Here is a 21,508-nt window from a genome sequence, read left to right on the forward strand (position 1 = left end):
CACGATCGGAGAAGCCCGTTCCGACTGACCCAGCATAGTGCAAGCGACCGAGCGGATCATAGAAGCCGAGAACGAGCGACCCGATACCTTGACGTGAACCGCCTGGAGGCATCCGCCCGAGAACGACGAAGTCCTCCCGGCCAATGGCTTTGATCTTCAACCAGCTCGGCCGCCGGCCAGGTCGATATGCAGCGTCGGCGCGTTTGGCGATGATGCCTTCTAGGTTCAAGCGACGCGCCTCGGCGAGAAGAGCGGCGGGATCACCATCGACATGCTCGGTGAAGCGCAGGTAGCCGCCCCACTTGTGTGCGCCCTCGAGGACGCGCTTCCGATCGATGAGCTTGCAATCCCGCAGGTCCCAGTCGTTCCGATGCAGGATGTCGAATGAGTAGAAGTGGAGGGTCCGGTCCCGACCATGCGTCAGGGAGTTCTGCAGATCGTGGAAGCTTGGTGCGCCATCTGTTCGAAGCGCGACGAGCTCTCCGTCAATCAATATGGTTTTCAGTTGTAAGGCCTGGAAGCGCCTGGCAAGGGCCGGCATGCGCTCAGTCCAGTCATGGCCACTGCGGGTGACGAGACGCACGCGGCTGTGGTCGACCCAGACGAGGAGTCGATAGCCATCCAGCTTCAACTCAGAAAGCCACCCAGGACCTTCTGGAACGGCCGAGGCTGCGGCAGCGAGTTGCGGCACCTGGGTAAGCGGGAAGCGTCCCAAAACTGCTCCTGGCGCGGGAGCACGGTCACGAGGCGGCGGACGATCGGCGGCAGTTCTGGCCATAATTCACAGATCGCGTCAGGCAGATAGGTTGCCATAACCAGATCAGGACGACGTGCTTTCGCTGCATCAGCACTGTTCTACAAGCCGCTCGCAACGCGTGAATCTTTGGGTTTTCGGGCACCGCGAGTGTGATGCTGTGCCACGAGTTTGTGATTAACCATCGTGGTCCAGCTACCTCAGCGGAGGCCAACTGCGCCATTCCCAAGCCGCATTCACCTGCGACGGTCTCCGAGAACTATGGGAGCACGGCGATGACAGCGCGCACCGTAGAAGTAGATGTCGGCAAGATCGAGATCGAGACTATCGGACGGGAGATCGTGCTGGCGACCCCGGTCAGCTTCGACGATGTGGGCATGACTGTGGGACAGGCCCGCTTGCTTGCGGCGGCGCTGCTTGCGGCGGCGAGCGAGGCAGAAGGTCGATGATGCAAGTCAATGCCGAAACAGTGCAGTCCATTTTGACGTCGGATTAATTAAATTGGCCCGCAGCGCTAACGTATCGATATCATTGGATTGCGCACTGAGCATTTGCAATCCGAATGGCAGCTCGCCCTGGAACCGCCCAGTCTAAGCTAACTCGCTGATCGCACTATACGAAACCGTGAGGTCAATACGTGATATTACATCTCTCACGCGTTGATCTATGGCTGTTGTGGAAGCCGACACGCATCAGTCGCGCCAGTAACGGGCAAGGCGTGCCGTCAGACGACTGGAATTCGTAAATGAAAACCGATGAGACAGAGTCTTTCTGGAATTCCTTCTGTCGAGCTACCAAGCGCGGCAATGCTCGCTATGAGGTCGTCGCGCTGGGCGATACACCCTCAATGGCGACGGAACTTGCTGAACTGGTCGTCATTGGCCGAAAACGCGCGACGGCCGGACTGCTCGAAGTCTACCTGACTAACGGTAAGCCGATACCTGAAATCGGTGGTTTCGTTGTGCTTACGGATGGGGAGGGTCACCCGAAATGCATCTGGAGGACAACGGAGCTCAGGCTCGGGACCTTACTCTCGGTCGACGACGCTTTCGCTTTCGATGAAGGCGAAAGAGATCGGACTCGCTCCAGCTGGATTGCTGAACATCAGCGATTTTTTGCGCGTCAGTCACATCAGTGCGGCTTCGCTATGCATGACGAGGTGGAAACGGTCTTCGAGCGCTTCGTCATTGTGTGGCCTCCAGCACTCCTTGAGGGCGGATGATCTGCCACCAGGGAATAAGCAAGCTTTCGGAACCGAGGAGCTGACGATGGTTCAGCATCAAAAGAGACGCGCGAAACGGTTTTCCATCGGCTCAGCTTGTGCGAAACTGAGAGGGGAAAGCTGCAATATTAGACTTTGCCTTTTGGCCCGCTCGAAATCGCTCAAACCCGTCGGGAAATAGAGGAAATTGCATTCCACAAAGGGCTGCAAGCTGCGACTTTGCGTCCTTTCTCCCCTTTACAAATTATGATCGCCGACCACGATTATCTGCGAAGGCTTGAATCGACGCAAAAGAAAGACGAATCCGTTGCCCTGGACACGCATCACCGATCCCAATCACGCGGCCGAGCTTCTACCCGCGTGGTTCTCCGGACGCATGATCGGCGAGCGCGGCTCGTTTGGGTTGCTCCTGACGACGGGTGACGTAATGCGGGTCACCTCTATCACGGCCGTCGCTCAATCGTCGGAGGGCACGCAACTCATCGACGTGCTGCTCGACAGCGCAGGCGTACCCCAGGGCGTCGATCGGGCTTGGCAGTCCAAACACTACCTGGGCGCTCCAATCCCCGGTGCGACCTTGGCCACCGTGAATGCGGCGCATGTTGTTGCGCTGATAGAGTTCACCGCGGCGGAGTTGGTCGAGCCGACAGCCGATCTGGCCATTGATTTCGATGACGATGGTGAGCTTCCGCCAGAGCTGGAGGCGATGGGGACGGTGCCGGCGATGACCGTCTCGGGCCCTCAATAAGTAAAGAGCGCCGGACACCTGATGTTAAGCTATTAGGGGAGCAATAGCGTCAAACTGCCAACTGCCAACTACCAACTGGAGAGCATCGATATCTGTAATCTCTATAGCGTCACAAAAGGTCAGGCCGCGATTCGGGATCTAGCCAAGGCAATGACCGATAGGACCGGCAATATGCCGTCGCTGCCAGGTATCTTCCCCGACTACGGAGCACCGATCGTGCGGGAAGCTCCCGATGGCAGGGAGCTGGCTTTGGCGCGCTGGGGCATGCCCTCACCAATCTTCGCGCTAAAGGGCAAGAAGACCGATAGTGGCGTGACCAACATTCGCAACGTCAAATCGCCCCATTGGCGACGGTGGCTGAACCCGGAAAGCCGGTGCCTGGTGCCGTTCACCAGCTTCAGTGAAAACGAACTGACGCCGGGCGGGTCCCGTCAGCCCATCTGGTTCGCTTTGGGTGAGGATCGGCCGCTTGCCTTCTTCGCCGGCATTTGGACGCGCTGGACGTCGGTTCGGGAGCTTAAGGAAGGCCAGGTGACCGCAGATCTTTTCGGATTCCTGACCACTGAAGCCAACGCCGAGGTTGGCGTTGTGCATCCCCAAGCCATGCCGGTTATTCTGGCGACGGAAGAGGAGCGCGAGGTGTGGCTGCGCGCGGCGTGGGGCGAGGCATGCGGGCTGCAGAGACCGCTGCCAAACGGATCCCTGCGCGTGGGGCTCACGGGTGAGAAGCAGGATGGTACGATGGAGCTGATCAATCTTGCTGGCGAGGCCAGCAGACCGCATGCTGCGCTGCCTTTACCACTGTTCGAGGGCACGCCGGATCTGCCCGATGATGCAGCGACGATAGCGCTCGTGGAGAATGCTCCTCGGCGGGTTGTGTGACAGGTGCGCGGCCGTAGCACGAGACCGCGCGCTTGAGTATCAAGCCACGAGGGCTAGGACCGGCACGTCACATTTTTGTCGGACGCAAAAGCGTTCTCCTCTGCCCTTAGAGCGATAGGAGCGAACTCAGGCCTCCATGGTCAACCAAGAAGCGACCGCGCCATCATTCTGTCTTCATCGACGATAGGTGCCTGCAGCAATGGCGTGAATATCTGCACGGCCAAATCCAAGCTCGCCAAGCTCGCGGTCAGTATACATCGAGAGTTCATTTGCAATCCGCAAATACTCCCGACGAGTTGCGCGGCGGTCTTCCCAGGCTTGACGATAGTTTGCCGCCAAGTGCGTAAAAGTCGTGAGATCAGCGTTAATCGCGTCAAATACGGGCACGGGAAGCTCCCTTCATGCTGCACCGCAACATAAGAGCCTTATCGCCGCCGGGAGCCTAGCGTTAAAACGAAGTCGATTCGCTATAACGATCAGCGAGCCTTTAACTCGACATTATCAACACGCGAGAAGCACCCTTATCGCGTGTTGACTTCAAGACTTCTTGTGCAAGCAGTGAGGGGCAGCGATACGATCTACCGCCGACTGAGCGTCATCGATCCTTAAATCGAGTATAGCGACATCCGAGCCCTCGCGCGCGAAGGCCTCGGCGATGGCCGCTCCGATTCCTCCCGCACCGCCAGTTACAAGCGCAACTTTTCCTTGAAGGCGTCCCACCATCATCAGCTCCAAACAGCTACAGCCGTCGTGACAACCTGGCGCATATGCGGATGTCATCATCTCAACGTCGAAGCATATAGGCCGCAAGCGACAATGTCTTGAGAAATTGTATCGAGCAGACATCGGAAGTTCGATCAGTACTATACGCCCGAGGATCTAGCTGGGCTCGAGGAGGCTCACTTCCAGCGGCAGAAGGAAATGCAACGCCGGGCCGCCGCAATGACGAGCGAGCGGCGGAGAGAAGCGCGCCGGGCAGCGCGAACCGAGGAAGATGATACCGACTAAACCGAACTGAACCAGAGCGGGAAGCCGGGAGCATGGGATTCCGAGCAGCAGCGCGATCTCGGCCGCTAAGGTGGCCCGATGGACTGCCTCAGCTGACGCACGATGCAATTTGCGAACGGGAAAGCCGACGCGACCGGCATCTCGCCGCCTCCCGGAAGGGACAACGACGTCATCAAAGTGCGAAGACAGACCGCCGCTTTTCGTCGGCGCTAGCTTCTTCATACCGCTCGCGTCAGATGAACCCGTGAAGACTGCATTCTGCGAGAGCGCTTGTTAGGCCGATCGAACGAGAGAGCATTCGTTACAAATCTTCGGTGATAAGACCCCTCCCATCTATCCTCGGCAGGAATAACTGTCATACGCGCGTCAGGGGACGCGGAGCCAATCGTTTGATTAGGAAACGCTATGCGGACCATTAATTTCGCCTTAACGGCACTGCTACTCACCGCATCATCGGCTGCAGCTATTGCCCAATCGAACCCGCCTGATCCGGGAAAAACTGCCCCCACCGGCGTGACTCAACAGCAAGCCCTCTATGACGCGGGCGTCGCCGGATACAGCATGATGTCTGGCCTCACGAAGGAGAAGGACGGAAGCTGGATGGGCGAAGGCAGCAAGGGCGGAAGCGAGAGCCGTTTCAGTGTCGATCCCTCGGGCAAGGTTACACCGTTGCCTTAACCCGGTGGTGCCAGGCAAGCTACGATGCTTTCGCGAGGCTGCGGCAGAGCATAGGGCCAGGTCGCGTTAGGCGGATAATCTTTATCCGGACATCGGTTTGGTGGGGCCGGCGGCGTGCGAGACCGATTGCTGCAAGCCTCTCGATTGGGTCACTGCCTCTCGAGGCGTGCTAAACATCACGCTCGGGTTCGTCATTGCGGCGCTGTCAAGTTTAGGGCGGAAACGTTTGCCGCGCACATTTGGATCAGCCACTGGGCGCCGCACTTTCCGCCTCCATCCGAGCGCGGTTAGGCTGAATTCTCGACCCACGTGATTAGAATGTGACCTTTCCGTTCTTGCAATCAGATGGGTTCACCTTTGTTGCTTCGCTACCCGCCGGCAGTACGCCTCACCCGACCGTGTAGTCTGTAGCAAGGAGGACCCTCTGTGCAGCGGGTCGGGCAAACGACGGACCAGCGTCGCCTCGCTCAGGGCGTGGAGCGCCCTTGTTACTGCGGGCTTCTGAATGTTCAGCATCAACGCGAGATTGACGACCGACAAACCGACAACGGGTTTTTTGTTGTGCCTGAGAGTAAGAGCACGGCGAGCTGCCGCATTGTCAGGTCGCTGTTGTCGGCATGCACATCCCCAAAATCACCTCACGCAGCCAAAACAAGTGAGGGTCGTCGGGTGCGGGCTCTTCGGGCATGGCGGACGCTGGCATGTTCCTAATGAGCCCGGGACAGGCAAAACAATACCTCCTGTGGACAAAAATTAACCAACGACTATGAGACGCTTGCGCATTCTGCTAGTTGAAGACGATGGAAATATCAGTGCTCTGATCTCAAGCTGCTGGCATGGGACATACGGCCTGGTATTCTGCAACCTGTCGGCTCGTTGTTAAGGCAAATAACTAGCGCATCCGGGTCCGGGTAATCGCCAGATGTGGATGGAAAAAACATGCCGGTTCGATCCGAACCGAGAATTCCGCCGTAATTTGAGATAGGGCTGAGGACGAGCAGCTACCGCTCGGATTAGGAATCATCCGCGGCAGCTTTCGTGCTTTCGCTGCCTTGCGTTTAGCCTTTCGGGGAGCGCACAAAGCAAGATAGGCTCGTTTCTTCATCTCACCGCGGGCTGCTCAAGCGCAGCTCGATCTCCGCGACGTGCTCGGGAATTCGGACAACGCATTGTCAGCCAGGCTCGGCGCGGTGTGCCGCGGTTTCCAGCCACTTGGGAGGCTCTTGGTGCACCTTTCCGCTCAAGGTGCTACAGCTGTCCTGTACACGCCGTCGGCGACGGCCCGGTAGCGGACGTTAACGTTTCGTAGCAACGCGGAAACGCCCCCGGCATCGAGGCCGTTGCCAAGAATGGCGGGCGTAGTATTGACGTGAGGAAAGCAAAACCGTGACTTGGCGTTATCTGCCCGTGGTGGCCGCCGTGTTTATAGCCGGGTTCGCAAGGGCTCGTTCAGATGATTTAACTTGTTGGGGGAATGCAGCCCCGGACTCCACGGTCCAAGGAATCACCTGCACGGCTTTGACGGAGCCGTTTCTATTAAGCATGCGAAATGCGACTCGGAGCGAGGTCGTCCGGGCGATGGGCGGTTCTGGCAGCATCTCGGGCAATAACATCAGCTTCTTAAGCAATCACGCCTTCGGCGTGGGGGGTGGGTCAGGGGCCGTCCGGTTTATCTTCGGGGCAAATGGCCGTGTGACGACCATCCGTGCTTCTGTGGATCGACGAGGGCAGTCCGGTGAAATGGGGTTTGAGTGGACCTCTGTCGGTCATCAATGCTCTGATTTTCCTGGCAGCCGTCAACGGTGCAAATAGATCAGACGGCAAGTTTTTCTGCTTTAGCGGGCGCCTTTTGATCAGCATGCGCTAGAGACGTGGTCCAGCCGCCTATAAGCCGCCTCCGCCTCATCCGAGAGTGGTGCGGCAGGGAACTTCTCTCAGCTGCTTTGGATCCTTTTTGGAGCGTCGGCTCTGCGATACTCAGACAGCCGTTTCGCGTTGGGATTGCCCGAACCTGTCGCGAGTCCGTGGAGCAGCGGATGAATATTACGCCAATCACTCGAAAAGGAGTGCATGACCATCGGGATCATGTCGCAGCACGGCGCACCCCTCGTGCCCCGGCTCAGCAGCGTGTGCGAAGAGGTCCGGAGCCGTCAAGACGAGCCTCGCCGAAGCGAGATCTGAGGTTCTGAGCGGCCGCGACCAAGGCGAGACGGGCGGTCGTTGATAGGCGAGAAGTTCCACATGAGGGGTGCTCGCGTCGCCAGGTCGAAGACCGATCACATCCACGGAGACTGCGGGTGTGCAGTCGAGCCGATCCTGTTCCGGACCCTGGTTGAGGGTGCGCGACAGGACTGAAAAGCCGAGGCTTTCATAGAACGCGAGGCTACGCCGGGCATTCCGCACTACGATAGCGGAATGATCGACACCGAGGAAGGCCGAGTATGTTGATTCTTGGTGCCAACGAGCATTGCCCGTGCCAGATGGAAAGGCGATGAGTTCTAGAGGATGCCCGTCCGGATCCCGGAACTTGAAGGCTCGTAATCGTCCAGTAGAAGGCGGCAAACGCTGCGGACCATCTACACTGATGTGCGTGATTGGGTAGTCGCAGACCCGAGAATAGGCGGCGTCCATGTTGTTCACGACGATGGCGATGTGCTGGAACCAGATGTCAGTTGCCCCGCTGTTCGCGGGATAAGCACGTCCCGGTGTCGCGGGGCAGAGCAGCTCGAGCGTTTGTTCGCCGAGCTGAAGACGTGCTCGGTTGGCAGGGCCCTCGAGGCCAAGCACCCGAAGCTGGGAGATTGGGACGGGGCCTTCGTCAAGGCAGGAAAAACCCAAGGCATTACAGTAGAAGCGCGTGAGCTTGTTGAGGTCAGACACCGTGAAGCTGACACGCGCCAGGCTCCGCACAGCTGTTCTCATGGCCGCGCGGCGCCCCGAACATTGACGTAGATGGCATAGAGCGTGTGGGAAGCGCAGAGAAACATCCGACTGCGGTTACGGCCGCCGAAGGTCAAATTGGAGACGAGGGACGGCACCTTGATCTTACCCAGCAATGCGCCGGAGGAGTCGATGCAATGAACCCCGTCCGCAGCGCTACTCCATATCCGCCCATCCTCATCGCAGCGGAAGCCATCCGCAAAGCCCGGAGATATGTGGTGGAAGACGCGGCCATGGGTGAGGTGCGCTCCATCATCTGTGAGGTCGAACACCCGGATGTGCTGCACTGGGTCAGGCGCAAATTGCAACCCGCTCTCCGCGACATACAGCAGCCGCTCGTCTGGTGAAAAGCAAAGGCCGTTGGGACCCTGGAAATCATCGGCGACGATGCGCAGGCTGCCATCGCGTGGGTCAAAACGGTAGAGCGAAGCGGGTAGCTCCGCGATCTGTTTGCCGCCTTCGTAATCGGTATTGATGCCGTAATGTGGATCGCTGAACCAAACTGTGCCGTCGGATTTGCAGACCACGTCATTGGGCGAATTTAGGTGTTTACCTTGGTAGCTGTCCGCGAGCACGGTGACCCGACCGTCCCATTCTGTCCGTGTGATGCAGCGCCCGCGATGGGAGCAGCCGATGAGGCGCCCCTCGCGATCGCGTGTATGGCCATTAGCGAAGTTGCTCGGCTGGCGGAAGATGGAGATGCCGCTCGATGTCGTCCAGCGCAATATGCGGTCATGCGGCAGGTCACTCACCAGAAGGCAGTCTAGATCAGCGAACCAGACCGGGCCTTCCAGCCAACCGAACCCTTCGCCGAGCGTCTCTAGCGGTGCATTGGGGAGAACAAGCGCCCTGAAGCTCCGATCGATAATCTCGATGCCGTCCATCACGCGAGGTGACAGGGCGCCAAGACCGGCGGCACATGGAGTTGAACCGTCATCAAAACAGCGGGCTGATCGCCGATCGTGCCCGAGCGATGGCCCTTGCGGCCCTGCGCATTCGCGACGCAGCCCTGATCTTCACCGAGCGAGAATTCGCCCGCGCCCTGTTCGATGCGCGTGCCGTCCATCGCCTCGATCCACCAACGACCGGATATAACAATGATCCATTGTGGCGCCGGATTCTCGTGCCATTCCCCGACCCAGCCGACAGGCTGCACGGTGAAGACCACAGTGGCGTCAGAGCGTTGCTGCCTGTCGTTCCATTGGGGTGCGGCGTTGCCGACGCCTTTGAGTTCCCACGCGGTCAGATGGCACAGCCCTTGATGACTAACGCCGGCTTCGTCGCGCCAGAGATGCCAATAAGGGACGCTCGGCTTGTCGGTCATCGCAAACCTCTGTCAGGGGGCAATATAGGGGTGGGACGAGGCAACCGGGTTTGCCAGAAAGGCAAGGAGACCAGCACCATTAATGCCGACGGTAATCAGTAAAAAGCCGCCGGCGAGCGAGAAGTTCTTGAGGAAGTCCCAGAAGATGTCACGGCCCTTGCTGTCGCCATGCGCCCAGAAGTCCCCAGGCTCCCAGAACCGCTTAAAGAGCAGGGCGGTGACCCCGCAATAACCGGCCATGATAAACGCCGCCAGCCGATCCGCGACACCGGTGAGGATCCCAAGCGGCATCACCACCTCAACCCCGAGGCCGACCGCGATAAGGGCCACAGCCATCGGCCGAGCCGAAAACACCTGCTGCGCCTGACCAACTGCACCTTGAAAATTCAGGGCTTTGTCGAGGGCGCTGAAGGGGAAGAACAACACCACCAGCAGGTATCGTATCGCCAGGGTCGCGACCCAGGAAAGCGTCATGCGCTTAGGCGCTCCTTGAGGCGGTCGGCCACACGCAGCGCATTGGCGATGATGGTGAGCGTCGGGTTTACCGCACCGATCGAAGGGAAGAAGGAGGCATCGGCGATATAGAGATTGTCGACTTCATGGGCCTTGCAGTCGAGATCGAGCACGGATGTCGCCGGATCCGTGCCGAAGCGCGCTGTACCTGCCTGATGGGCGGTTCCGCTGATGGGGATGTTCTTGCCGAGATAGAGGCTGCGCTCCACCAGCACCGGATGGGCGCCGATCGCGCTCATCATCCGTTCAAGCTTCTTCTTGAGGCGGTGATGGGCCTCCATATTGGTTTCGGTGACGTCGAGCACGACGCGGTCCCCGTCGTAGTAGATGCGGTTTTCGGGTCGCGGCAGATCCTCACTCTGCAACCAGAAATCCATGGAATTCTCGGCCATCTTTTCGAAGGGCATGTTGGGCAACCATTCAAGCCAAGCGGGTAGTGATTCGCCTTTGATTTGCTCGGCGTGCGAGGTTGCGCACATCTGGATCAGGCCGAGGGGGAAATCCCAGTCATCAGACCCAAAATAGTAGTCGCTCAGCGCCAATGTTTTTTGAAAAACTGTGTGGTTCGGCTCCTTCATGATCGCCATCAACACGCTCATGTTATGGCGAATGTAGTTACGGCCAACCTGGTCCGAGCCGTTGGCAAGTCCCCTCGGATGGCGATCATTCGAAGAGCGCAGCAGCAACAGCGCCGAAGAAAGGGCACCGCAAGCGACCACCACAACCTCGGCAGCGTAGTCCTCCTGACGGCCCTCACGCTCAACAATGATTTTGGACACGCGCCCGCCTCCTGGGTCGGTCTCCAGCCTGGTCACATAGGCGCCGGTCATCAGCGTGACGTTAGAGTGTGCCGCGAGAGTCGGGTCGATGCAGATGACTTGGGCATCCGCCTTGCCGTTGAGCAGACAGGGAAAGCCGTCGAAAGCATCGCAGCGGATACAGATACTGGTGGGCGTCGGCTTGCCGTTCTTCTCATTTAGAAGGATGCCGAGAGGAAGGTGGAAGGGGTGTAGGCCCTGTTTGGTGAGACCATCGTGCAAAGCCTGGATCTTCGGCTCATGCGACACGGGCGGATGAGGATAGGGTCCGCTGGTCGGAGGCTCGAGCGGATCCTCACCACGTTGTCCATGGACGTGAAACAGGCGCTCGGCCTCGGTGTAATAGGGCTCGAAGACATCATATTTGAGCGGCCAGGCGGGCGATATGCCGTCCTTATGCCGAACTTCCTCGAAGTCCTGCTCGCGTAGCCGAAACAGGGCGGCACCATAAACTTTGGAGTTGCCGCCGACGAAGCGGTGCAGGCCGGGATGAAAGCTCTGGCCGTCCCGGCCGTACCAGGTCTCGTCCACCTGATAGGCGCCGTCGACAAAGACCGTCTTGGAATCCCAATTGGCCGGCGAGCGGGGCAGATAGTCCCCGCGTTCCAAGATCAGGATGCGCTTGCCTGTGGGCGCGAGGCGCTGCGCGAGTGCAGCACCGCCTGGTCCGCTTCCGATGACGATGACGTCGTATCGCTCTGTCGTCATGGTGGTCTCCCAAATTCATTGAGGACGTCTTGAGAGTCAGCCGCCGGTGGCGAAGCCTGGATAGAGCGTCATGCCGCCATCCACGAATAGTGTTGCCCCGGTCACGTAATCCGCGGCATCGGATACAAGCCAGACAGCCGCCCGGGCGATGTCGTCGGGCTCGCCGATCCGCTTATAGGGAACCAGCGTCATGAGATCCGCATAGGCTTCGGGCGTGTTCCAGGCGGAGGTATTGATCGGAGTGCGGATCGCACCTGGTGCGATGCTGTTGACGCGGATGAAGTGCGGTGCGAGTTCCTGCGCGATCGTCTTCATCAGCAGCATGACGCCGCCCTTGGATGCGGCATAATTGGCGTGGCCGGCCCAGGGAATGACTTGATGTACGGAACTCATGCAAATGATCTTCCCCGCCGCCTGTGACACGGCGGGCACCACGCCGCGCTTTTTGAATTCACGCGTAGCGGCGCGCGTGCAGAGGAATTGCCCGGTCAGGTTGATCCCAATAACGGTATTCCATTGCTCCAGCGTCATCTGGTCAAAGGGGGCGTCCCGCTGCAGGCCCGCATTGCTCACGACAATGTGCAGAGTTCCAAGATATGCGATGGCATCGGCGAACATCTTCTCGACTTCATCCTCCCGGCTGACATCAGCTTTCAGAGCGATGGAGCGGCGACCCATGGCTTCGATCTCGTGCACCACCTCCTCGGCGGCTTCAGGGTTCGTCACGTAGTTGACGACGACATCCGCCCCGGCGCGCGCGAGGCCTAGGGCGACAGCTTTGCCGATCCCAGAATTGGCGCCGGTGACGAGCGCTGGCTGGCCCATCAAAACCGGATCGTAGGCAAAATGAGGAACCCGATTGCTGTCGAAGGCGGCTGGTGCCGTTGGGTCTTTGGGATTGACCTGCGCTTCAGCCATTGAAGGTTCCTATTCCTAGCTGAAGAAGGAGGGTTCGCTCAGTCACCGCGAGAGCTAAGACCTGCAAAGAAGGTAGATTGGTCTAGAACGCTCGGCGTGCACGCTTTCTGCGTCCTCTCGTAGCGATCAGATAGCGCCCGACAAGCGCTCTCTTCGCCACCGGAGCAGGATATGACGCCACTCTGGAGGACAACAAGGCTGCAATCGGCGACATGGACAAATACTTAGACATCCGCTCTTCCCTACGGGAGAAGCTCGGGCGAGGGGGCGAGGCGCGGTCTCGGGGCGTAGGTCAACAAAGATGCGTCGGTCGCCGAGGGCAATGCGGCAGTCGACATCGCGCCGATGAAACCGCAATTTCGCTTCCGCATGCCCAGGCTCAGGCCGAGCCCGGCGAGTTTTTCGTCGAACTCAGGACCAAACAATTTGAACCAAGATAGAACGCGGGTCCGACCGCCTACGAAGGCGCTCAGAGACAAGTCGCACCACGATGTGTCGCTCATCGAAGGTCGTCAAAGGTATCGGGTTTAGCCCATGACCGCTCTGGGAAAGGTTCTCAGCGCCGCACCTCCGAACGATCCATGATCGTCATTTTCTGCCGGCGACCGGGAGCAAAGAGGTCGCACTCAGATAGGATCGAAGGGCCGCTCGAAAACGACGCACAAATACCCGCCACCATCTTATCCGACGCAAAGTCGAACTCGACTCCGATGATCGCAGAAAGCCCTTCGCGATTTATGGGTGCCCGCAAAAATTGCCCAATTAGAACGGGTTTGACCCGGTGTATAAGCCACCATCCACATGGTTTGGCGCTTGTCGTCACCTCTCCATTCGATAGAATCGTCTCGCCACCCGTTCGATCGTCAGCCCCTGCACGACAATCGTGAACACCACCACCCCATAACAAACAGCTAGCAAGGTGGCCCGCTCGTGGCCCGGAGGTAATCCCAACGCAAGTGCGACCGAGATGCCGCCGCGCAGGCCTCCCCAAGTGAGCACGACAAGAGCGCGGCCGCGATCGGCACCGCGTAGACGTGTGAGAAGCGTGGCGAGAAAGACGCTAATCGCGCGCACTATCACGGAAAGCGGAATCGCTAGCAGCGCGGCGGCAATGTGGAACATATGGAAGGCGATAGCGACGACCTCGAAGCCAATGAGGAGAAATAGCAGAGTATTCAACACTTCATCGATGACCGACCAGAAGGCTGTGAGTTCTTTGCGGCCGGTTTGTGAGATTGCCGCTAGGCCCCGGCGAGAGCCGAGTGTCAGGCCCGCTACGACGACGGCGATCGGGCCCGACATGCCTAAGGCGTTCGCCAAGCTGAACGTGCCTGTTGCCAAAGCGAGCGAAATCGTGAGTTCAAGGTGAGCGTCATCGACGAGGCGCATGACTTGTACCGTCAGCCACCCCGAGATCAAGCCGAGCAGTCCGCCTCCGACGGCTTGTAGTAAGAAAAGAGATACGATTGCGGTCCCGCCAGCCGTCGAGCCATCCCCGGTCGCAATACCGAGTGCGACACCGAAGATCACCACGCCAACACCGTCATTGAACAATGCTTCCCCGGCGAACACGGCTTGCAAGGGCGCGGGTAGGCCAACCCGACGCAACATGCCGACGACGGAGACGGGGTCGGTCGGGGCAAGGATAGCACCGAGGACTACGCACCAGATCAGTGGAACGGATTGGCCGAGGACAGGGAATAGTAGCCACATTCCTCCTCCAAAAAGCGCAACCGCCAGCAAAGTGCCGAGGAGCGCCAGCGCCAGCACGGTCAATTTGCGCGCCCAAAGTTGGCCGAGATCCACCTGAAGTGCAGCCGCGAATAAGAGAAACGACAATACGCCGTTTAACAATGTCTGCGGCAGATTGACGGTTCCGAGCAGCGACCGTGAGATCGCTCGCAGATTGTAGCCCGGGACAATCCGATCGGTGCCGAGCATCACCATCGAGACTAGGAGAGAGATGATCAAGACGCCGATGGTGTTAGGCAGCCGTAGCGTGCGATGATTTACCACGCCGAAGAGCGACGCGAGGGTCAATAGGACGGCGAACAGAGCAAGTGGCGTCATCTCGAGGATAGGCTTCGATGTGAAATTGAATGCAATGTAATTGCGTCCATCTGTGAGGCGATACGATCGCGTCTTAAGCCTGCGATTATAGTCAAACTAGACATCGAGACAGGCCATAGGGCCTCCATCCCGCATCGCTTCAAACCTGCCGTGGCGCCTTCGGACATCTCCTATGTCAGCAGGTGTTGATATGTCTCGTTCTGCGTCGCCCAATACAAGGTCGGCGTGTCGTTAGAGGGTCGCTACTCTCTTGAGGTCTTTCTCACAACTCAGGACGGATGTTAGGACTTCGAGGACCCGGATGAGCACTGCGGCACTTCCTCCGGCGTTTTGGCGAATTAGATGGAACATCGTATCCGTAAGGCCGTCGTAATCGGTGTTCGGGACAATGAGTGCGATCCGTGTGCCCCGCAGAAACATCCCATTGGGAAAATGCAGTGGGACAACGTCGCATAGAGCTGCCCCCAGCCTGTCCAGGACGCTCATCGCCGTATGGGGGTCGTTGATCCCCGGAGAAAGCGCCCTGACCGCGACCTCGACGAGTTGCCGGACGGCAAACTCGAGGTCGGAAGAGCTAACTCGCTGCGATCCTAGTGCTGTCGCCCGGCGGATTGCGGCGCCGGCTCCGTCGATTGACGGAACAATGAGAGCAATTGGCGCGCCAGGAAAGACATAATCCCCAGGTCGCACAAGCAATCGAATTGTCGCGTTATTTTTGTCGGCCCAGTCGGCTAGTCCGGCGCTGTCGAGCTGTTGTAGATAGCCTCGCCTTTCATCCACGATAGTGGTAGCAGCATGCCATGCAGGCGTTATGAGCGGAACCGATTGCGCTTCCTTCGTCGTCAGTCTCTCCAGGGCCGTTCGGACCTCTTCACTCACCAACTCGATGACGGTATCGACGTTGATGCGACCGGCCATATGGCCAACGAAGAAAACAAGGGTCGCTACGCAGACGAAAGCGAGGAGGATGCCAAACGTGAGCGAGACGTGTGGAACGAACTCGCCTTCGTTCTGAGTTCTGACGCTCCGCAAAACCATTAGAGCGTAGGAGAAAGTGCCTAGGAAGGCTCCGAGCGTAAACTGATTTCCGCGATCTCGTGTAAAGTTTCGGAGCAGGCGCGGACCCATCTGCCCGGCAGCAAGGGAAAGAGCTGCGATCGTGATAGAGAAAACTGTGCCGGCAACTCCAATTGTGGAAGAGGCGACTGCGCCAAGGAGGGTACGTGCTCCCGTGCCCCCGCCGTTATACAGCCAAGGACTTTCCACCAGCCATTTCGGGACGAAGCCGCTCCGGTCTAGCCTGACCAACCAAACTGCAGTCATTATACCGAAAAAGACCATAGCACCGGGCAAGAGCCAAAATTTCTCACTGAGGTCGCTCAGAAATTTGCGGAGCTGGGCGTTCACGATTGATCCGTTCAGATTCCAACGCATGGCAACGTGATATTGCCGGTAATACATCAAGCTTATCACGAGAAGCCGAACTAACCTTCATAGATCAGAGCATCGCGGCATTTTGCAAGACGATTGAATTCAGCAATCTGTTACGAGTGTCGCTCAGGCAAAATGATGTTCGTCGAAGCTCGCGACCTGGACTCTCCGTAATGTGTCTATACGCCATCGTGATATGACTGGGAGGCGAATGATTGGTAGCCGCTTATCGACGGTTCAAGTGAGGATGTCATGCCAAAAATCGCAGTCGTGACAGGGGCGGGCGCCGGAGTGGGACGTGCGACGGCAGAGGAGTTCGCGCGTCGAGGTTTCGATGTCGCGCTACTGTCGCGCGATCCGGATCGTCTCCAGGCCGCGGCTACCGAACTGGGTCGCCATGGTGTTCGTGTGCTTCCGATCCCGACCGATATGGCTGATTCTGAGGCCGTGGAGGCGGCTGCCGACAAGGTGGAACAGCAGCTTGGCCCGATCGACGTCTGGGTGAATATTGCCATGGCGACAGTCTTCGCACCGGTCAGTAAATTGTCGGCCAAGGAGATCGAGCGCGCCACACGTGTTACCTATCTGGGCCAAGTCCATGGTATGATGGCGGCGCTCTCGCGTATGCGGACGCGCAACCGGGGCACCATCGTGAATGTTGGATCGGCGCTGGCCTACCGCTCCGTGCCGCTGCAGTCGGTCTACTGCGGTGCCAAGGCGGCGATTCGCGGCTTCACCGACAGCCTGAGATCAGAGATCATCCATGACAAGCTAGCGATACATATTGCCATGGTTGACCTCCCGGCTGTCAACACTCCGCAATTCGATTGGGCGCTAAACAAGATGGGTAAGCGGGCGCAGCCGGTCGCGCCCATCTATCAGCCCGAGGTGCCGGCCCGCGCCATCTTTTTCGCGGCGACCCACAAACGCCGTGATGTCTGGGTCGGGTTTCCGACCGTCAAGGCGATCCTCGCAAACCGGATCGCGCCCGGCCTCATCGACCGCTATCTCGCAACCGCAGGCTATTCTGGGCAACTCACCGATGAATCGGCGCCGACAGATGCGCCGGCAAACCTGTTTAAGCCGGTCCCCGGGCCTTATGGTGCCCATGGGCGGTTCGATAACAAGGCGCGCAATGGTTCGTGGGAGATGTTTACCAACCGGCACCGCACGGCGTTCTTCGCAATCGCCGCTGTCGGTGGCCTCGGCCTGGTTGCTGGCGTTCATCAAATCGCCAAGCGTCTCGGCGTCTGAGCGGGCACCGCGGGGCTTGCGGTCGCGGGCCGAGGACCGTTTGACGCGTCGGCCCGACCTTGAGTTAGTGTGATGCGCAGTCCATCCGGAGATTACGCTACAATCGGCGACGCATTCGGAGGCTTTGGTGAGCCGCCCGGACTTCGTGGCTGTGAACCGACGATTATGGTTGCTGGCGGAGGGGGTCCGAGCCGCGGTTACCGTGTCTCAGCGGCATTATAAGCAGGACACTCTGGTGTTGGTGACCGAGCCCGCGACGGAGGCACCATCCGGCTAATCGGCTTTCTGCCACAGCAGCAGCATCGGAAAGGTGGCGCAGATGACCCCCCTGCCTACATCAAGGCTGAGCTTCATTCTCAGCCCGTTCGGCGCCACCATCACTGTGAAGCGAAGGGGTCGGATTGGCTCGCGCGGCGTCCGTTTCGCTTATGGCTGCCAGCACCTGTGCCACGTCTCATAGAGGGAGCTGCCCCGCTCCGGTGGCTTGCCCTGGGGCCGGAGGGATCCAAATCGCCGAGTCATCGAGCACTTTCAACTAAGCCGCAGCAGGCTCGATCGGTGCCGGCTCCGGCAGCGTAACAGGGAGCACTAGGGTACCACGTTAACAAATGGAGGCTTTATGGTCAAAGTCTATAACTTTACCAAGGGAGATCCGCTGGCGGGCGAGAATGTACGGGTTCTCGCCAAATTTACGGCTGATGCGATCATACGCCTCAACGCCGAGGCCGTTTTGGAGACTGAGGAAGAGGTCGACGAGCGTTATGTTGACGCTGACGGGAAATATAGCCCGCCCCTCGTGAGTCCCCCCGAAACTTGAGGAAGGAGCACGTCGGGCTGCGCGGGTAATCTATGGCCACAGAGGGAAGGCAGCTGGGCAGTGATGGTGTTTCCCGTAGATGGCGGCGAACGTGACGCTCCACCCCAGCGGCCTTCTGTACAGGCAATCCTGTGTCGCTGAGCACGGCAGGCGCCCAACCCTTCACGATGATGATCCTCGTCCTTCCAGTTGCGCGTGGCCGCTAGACGCCACCTGAAGGCCCACGCAAGGCGAGGTTTGGGCCGGCGAGCGATGCATCGGCAAAGCATCCGGCGAAAACCGCTCTTCATGAGGAAGAAGGCAGCCGCGCCCGTGCCGCCTCACATTGTGGTAGTTATGTTCGTAGCTCTCGGCATGGGCTTCAGTCCCTCATGCTGCGGGTCAGGCACGGGCGGGGCTGCATCCCCGTCCGTGCCGACCTTTGCCCGGCCTTCTGGCCAGCCGGTCCAGATTGCCGGACCGGCGCAGAAGTTCCTTATTCGTCTCTCAGCGCAATGGGGTTTCGGGCCGCCGACGATCGTGCATCGGCTATTCGCTTGTGTAGTAGAATACGGCGGCGGCACCTCGCGTCGTCCACGCAGGATAACCCCAAGCTGGCATCGCGGATTACGGGAGCCATCTTCATGGTTTCATCGAACGTGTCGTGCCTCCAACGAGTGAGGGCGGCGGGTCTTTCAATTTGCTCGTCGGAGAACTAGCGTCGCGACTGGCGTTTGCTGCTGGGGACAATTCCTGGCGCGGAAGGATGACATCAACATTCCGAAGCCGGAGCTGGAGTAGCGTATGCGTTGTTGGCTTGGAGTCGCGCTGGTGGCTACGCTAAGCAGCCGGGCCCACGCCAACAATTCAGCCTGCTGGGGAGACGGTGTGGATGAACCGGGCCGACCGGACATCTCCTGCGCAAAGCTGACAGGACAACTTCTGGTCGGCCTGGAGGGCGCAAGCTTGGTGCAGGTGGTGGAGGCTATGAACGCCCCTGGATTGCCTGATGACGGTGGCGTCCTCCATTTTGTTAGCAATTATGCCTTAAGGCAGCGCGGCGGCGTCGCGGTCGTCAATTTCCGCTTCGGGCGAAATGGTAAGGTAGAGGGCATCAATGCCGTTGTGGACCGTCAACATGGTCGAGGAGCGCGGCGGTTTATATGGAATGTCGCTGAAGAGGGCTGCTCTGATTTCCCGGGCAGCATTCAGCGGTGCGACAACCAGGAAGGGGCTCCTAGGCCGCCTGAATCCAGCCCTCTTCCGCGCGCGCAAACCGCAGGAGCTTGGGACTGGCTGCATAGGTGGCTAGGCAGCGAGCCGACTGCTCGAAGAGGATCATCCGGGAGATGATACCTGAACTCGAAGTTTAGCTGCGCACTACAGTGGCGAGCCCGCGAGCCAAGACTTCCGGTCAGCGAAGTATTTGGTCGAGAACTTTCAAAGCAAATGAACCGTAAGTGTCGATGAGGCCGATTTCGCAGACGCGAGGTCTGCTTTCCTTCGAAGGTCGACCTCATGATCTCGTGATAGTCCTACCTAGTATGTGTACTAGCCTCTCATTTCCGACCGAGGCAAGATTCTTTATGATTCCTGACGCTGGGAGATAAATTGCTCCGCCTTGATAAATTCTGAGGATTCGAACCTCAGGCGGCATAATCCTAAAAAGGAGATATCATGTTTCTTCATCGCAAAGAACTTATTCACGCCGTAGACGTGGGTACGCCTGATGCGAAGTTCGGCACATACTTGCTAGAGCAGTTTGGCGGCGCGACCGGGGAGCTGACGGCGGCTCTCCAGTACTGGGTGCAATCGTTCCACGTGGAAAATGCGGCGATCCGCGATATGCTGCAAGATATCGCAATCGAGGAGTTCAGTCATCTCGAGATGGTCGGGAAGCTGATTGCTCAGCATACGAGCAAAATCGACCAGACACCTGTGCACGATGCGCCTCTGTTTAAATTGAAAGGTGGCGGACCTCACTTTCTCGACAGCCAAGGCAGTTGCTGGACGGCTGCTTACATTCAGGAAGGGGGGAACGTGGTTCGTGACCTTCGAGCAAACATTTCAGCTGAAGCAGGTGCTCGTCAGACATACGAGGCTCTCATCAAGGCGTGCGACGATGAGGGCACAAAAAAGACACTCGTTCACTTGCTGACCCGTGAGATTACCCATGCCAAGATGTTCATGAAGGCACTCGACCAGATGGGTAAGTTGGACGATCCGTTTTTCGGAAATGTCCCGCCTGACGATACGGTCAAGCTAGTCTTTAACTTGTCACAGGGCGATGATGCTCGCGGTCCTTGGAATGAAGAACCCGATTTCGAATACATTGAGAGTCCCGAGCCAATGGGCGGAATGCCTGCTGCACCGATCAATCCTGATGACGAAAAGTCCGCCTCTACGATGCCGACGAAAGATAAGAAGCCGCGCGCGACCACAGGATCCTAATCATACCTGGAGGGGTCCTCACTCTCCGTTCAGTGCCACGGCTAGTTTTCGGATGTCGAGCTTGCCTTTGCCCATTCGGGCTGTGCGATCTCCTTGCGAGCTCGGTCGCTCACATGCGCGCTAGTAATGGCGGGCTTATGCCGGAACATTGTTTTCTGCTTATTCCAATATCAGGTGAGGGTCGACCATGAGCACACATGATAAGACGTGGTACGTCGTTGCCGATGGCGGCAAGGCGCGTATCCTTACCCGACACGATGACCACTTTCACACGATCCAAACCTTCAATGCAGAGGGCGCCGGTTCCGTTGACGGCGATGCCTCAAAAGGCGAGCATCAGCTGAAAGCGCCTCACGCCGATCCTAAGGCCGAGATCAAGCACGAGTTCGTACGCGTCGTTGCGGATTGTCTGAACCTTACGCCGCCAAACTTACTCGGAACCTAAGCAAGGACCTGACCAACATTTCCGACCACGCGATTGCCGAGTCATTTTCGAGCATAACGTGCTAGGCGCCTCAGTCTCTATTTCGATCGACGCGGCTATCCCTCTTCCACAGAACGACCGTCACGCTCGAACGTTGATTGTCGCAGCCGCCTTCATTTGCCGTACAACTGGAGTTCGGCGCGCGGCGGCAGAGTAGTGTCGGGATCGAGGCTTGAGGAGGTACCGTTACTTACCATGAACTCGAGGGATTAATCCCGCGAAAAAAAAGAGCCGCGCGGTCTCGTGATTGGACAGGCTCGCCCCGAATGGTCTCTTGCTGCCGCCGTGCTCGCCAGCATGCGGAGTTAGGTGATGACAATAAACGTCAGTGAGTTCGTGTGGAAACGCCTGGGTGAGTGGGGCCTGAACCGCGTCTACGGCTATCCCGGCGACGGCGTTGGTGGCCTGGATGTCGCGCTCGAAAAGGCCAAGGACGAGATGGAATATGTCCAGGTCCGGCACGAGGAGATGGCCGCCTTCATGGCTTCCGCACATGCGAAATTCACCGG

20 protein-coding genes and 1 pseudogene are annotated in these 21,508 nt (G+C 58.6%); 10 read left to right on the forward strand and 11 right to left on the reverse strand.

Translation table 11 applies throughout. From position 1 onward, the window contains the following. Window positions 1–631, reverse strand: a pseudogene (locus GSQ83_RS12695) (RNA ligase family protein); the annotation flags it as partial. 398 nt (window positions 632–1,029) lie between these two features. Here GSQ83_RS12695 and GSQ83_RS12700 point away from each other — a divergent pair. The 4 genes from GSQ83_RS12700 (at window position 1,030) to GSQ83_RS12715 (ending at window position 3,606) form a co-directional block, all read left to right on the forward strand. Then, window positions 1,030–1,203, forward strand: coding sequence for a hypothetical protein (locus tag GSQ83_RS12700; protein WP_158803260.1), 174 nt, complete (start codon window positions 1,030–1,032; stop codon window positions 1,201–1,203). Window positions 1,204–1,499: 296 nt separating this feature from the next. Continuing rightward, complete coding sequence (locus GSQ83_RS12705) at window positions 1,500–1,976, forward strand: ASCH domain-containing protein (RefSeq protein ID WP_158803261.1); 477 nt, start codon at window positions 1,500–1,502, stop codon at window positions 1,974–1,976. 307 nt (window positions 1,977–2,283) lie between these two features. Continuing rightward, window positions 2,284–2,724 carry a hypothetical protein gene (locus GSQ83_RS12710; protein WP_158803262.1) on the forward strand — a complete coding sequence of 147 codons (441 nt, stop codon included), beginning with the start codon at window positions 2,284–2,286 and terminating at the stop codon, window positions 2,722–2,724. A 90-nt stretch (window positions 2,725–2,814) separates the two neighbouring features. Then, window positions 2,815–3,606 (forward strand): SOS response-associated peptidase, encoded by a 792-nt coding sequence (locus tag GSQ83_RS12715; protein WP_158803280.1) that lies wholly within the window; start codon window positions 2,815–2,817, stop codon window positions 3,604–3,606. Window positions 3,607–3,780: 174 nt separating this feature from the next. Here the strand turns inward: GSQ83_RS12715 and GSQ83_RS12720 are convergent, their stop codons facing one another. Together GSQ83_RS12720 and GSQ83_RS31250 are read right to left on the reverse strand one after the other, a co-directional pair. After that, window positions 3,781–3,993 carry a hypothetical protein gene (locus tag GSQ83_RS12720; protein WP_158803263.1) on the reverse strand — a complete coding sequence of 71 codons (213 nt, stop codon included), beginning with the start codon at window positions 3,991–3,993 and terminating at the stop codon, window positions 3,781–3,783. Window positions 3,994–4,143: 150 nt separating this feature from the next. After that, entirely contained in the window at window positions 4,144–4,452 is a 309-nt protein-coding gene (locus GSQ83_RS31250; RefSeq protein ID WP_371418002.1) for an SDR family NAD(P)-dependent oxidoreductase, read from the reverse strand. Window positions 4,453–5,019: 567 nt separating this feature from the next. Here GSQ83_RS31250 and GSQ83_RS12730 point away from each other — a divergent pair. Next, window positions 5,020–5,292 (forward strand): hypothetical protein, encoded by a 273-nt coding sequence (locus tag GSQ83_RS12730; RefSeq protein ID WP_158803264.1) that lies wholly within the window; start codon window positions 5,020–5,022, stop codon window positions 5,290–5,292. Between the two features lie 2,052 nt (window positions 5,293–7,344). On the opposite strand, the gene GSQ83_RS12740 is transcribed toward GSQ83_RS12730, so the two are convergent. The 8 genes from GSQ83_RS12740 to GSQ83_RS12775 all read right to left on the reverse strand — a co-directional run bounded on the left by GSQ83_RS12740 (window position 7,345) and on the right by GSQ83_RS12775 (window position 15,990). Then, window positions 7,345–8,214, reverse strand: coding sequence for a VOC family protein (locus tag GSQ83_RS12740; RefSeq protein WP_158803266.1), 870 nt, complete (start codon window positions 8,212–8,214; stop codon window positions 7,345–7,347). Next, window positions 8,211–9,116, reverse strand: a complete 906-nt coding sequence (locus tag GSQ83_RS12745) for an SMP-30/gluconolactonase/LRE family protein (RefSeq protein WP_158803267.1) — start codon at window positions 9,114–9,116, stop codon at window positions 8,211–8,213. Before GSQ83_RS12745 ends, GSQ83_RS12740 begins: the two co-directional genes overlap by 4 nt. After that, complete coding sequence (locus GSQ83_RS12750; RefSeq protein WP_158803268.1) at window positions 9,116–9,556, reverse strand: cupin domain-containing protein; 441 nt, start codon at window positions 9,554–9,556, stop codon at window positions 9,116–9,118. The genes GSQ83_RS12745 and GSQ83_RS12750 overlap by 1 nt, the downstream gene beginning before the upstream one ends. Window positions 9,557–9,568: 12 nt before the next feature. Next, entirely contained in the window at window positions 9,569–10,030 is a 462-nt protein-coding gene (locus GSQ83_RS12755; RefSeq protein ID WP_158803269.1) for a DoxX family protein, read from the reverse strand. Then, a complete protein-coding gene (locus GSQ83_RS12760; protein ID WP_158803270.1) occupies window positions 10,027–11,595 on the reverse strand; it encodes a GMC oxidoreductase in 1,569 nt (522 codons plus the stop codon). Before GSQ83_RS12760 ends, GSQ83_RS12755 begins: the two co-directional genes overlap by 4 nt. Before the next feature lie 36 nt (window positions 11,596–11,631). Next, window positions 11,632–12,513 carry an SDR family oxidoreductase gene (locus GSQ83_RS12765; protein WP_158803271.1) on the reverse strand — a complete coding sequence of 294 codons (882 nt, stop codon included), beginning with the start codon at window positions 12,511–12,513 and terminating at the stop codon, window positions 11,632–11,634. An 819-nt stretch (window positions 12,514–13,332) separates the two neighbouring features. Continuing rightward, a complete protein-coding gene (locus tag GSQ83_RS12770; protein ID WP_158803272.1) occupies window positions 13,333–14,583 on the reverse strand; it encodes a sodium:proton antiporter in 1,251 nt (416 codons plus the stop codon). A gap of 231 nt (window positions 14,584–14,814) precedes the next feature. Continuing rightward, complete coding sequence (locus GSQ83_RS12775) at window positions 14,815–15,990, reverse strand: DUF2254 domain-containing protein (RefSeq protein WP_216850108.1); 1,176 nt, start codon at window positions 15,988–15,990, stop codon at window positions 14,815–14,817. Between the two features lie 276 nt (window positions 15,991–16,266). On the opposite strand from GSQ83_RS12775, the gene GSQ83_RS12780 reads away from it, so the two are divergent. The 5 genes from GSQ83_RS12780 to GSQ83_RS12800 all read left to right on the forward strand — a co-directional run. Then, window positions 16,267–17,268 (forward strand): SDR family oxidoreductase, encoded by a 1,002-nt coding sequence (locus tag GSQ83_RS12780; RefSeq protein ID WP_158803273.1) that lies wholly within the window; start codon window positions 16,267–16,269, stop codon window positions 17,266–17,268. Window positions 17,269–17,887: 619 nt separating this feature from the next. Then, a complete protein-coding gene (locus GSQ83_RS12785) occupies window positions 17,888–18,085 on the forward strand; it encodes a hypothetical protein (protein WP_158803274.1) in 198 nt (65 codons plus the stop codon). 1,656 nt (window positions 18,086–19,741) lie between these two features. Beyond that, window positions 19,742–20,515, forward strand: coding sequence for a manganese catalase family protein (locus GSQ83_RS12790; protein ID WP_158803275.1), 774 nt, complete (start codon window positions 19,742–19,744; stop codon window positions 20,513–20,515). A gap of 187 nt (window positions 20,516–20,702) precedes the next feature. Beyond that, entirely contained in the window at window positions 20,703–20,960 is a 258-nt protein-coding gene (locus tag GSQ83_RS12795; protein ID WP_158803276.1) for a hypothetical protein, read from the forward strand. Window positions 20,961–21,311: 351 nt separating this feature from the next. Next, window positions 21,312–21,508, forward strand: a 197-nt coding sequence (locus GSQ83_RS12800; protein WP_254065653.1) for a thiamine pyrophosphate-binding protein, incomplete at its 3' end; no start/stop codon positions are given.

It is taken from the genome of Acidisoma sp. L85 (assembly GCF_009765865.1).
Taxonomy (GTDB): Bacteria; Pseudomonadota; Alphaproteobacteria; order Acetobacterales; family Acetobacteraceae; genus Acidisoma.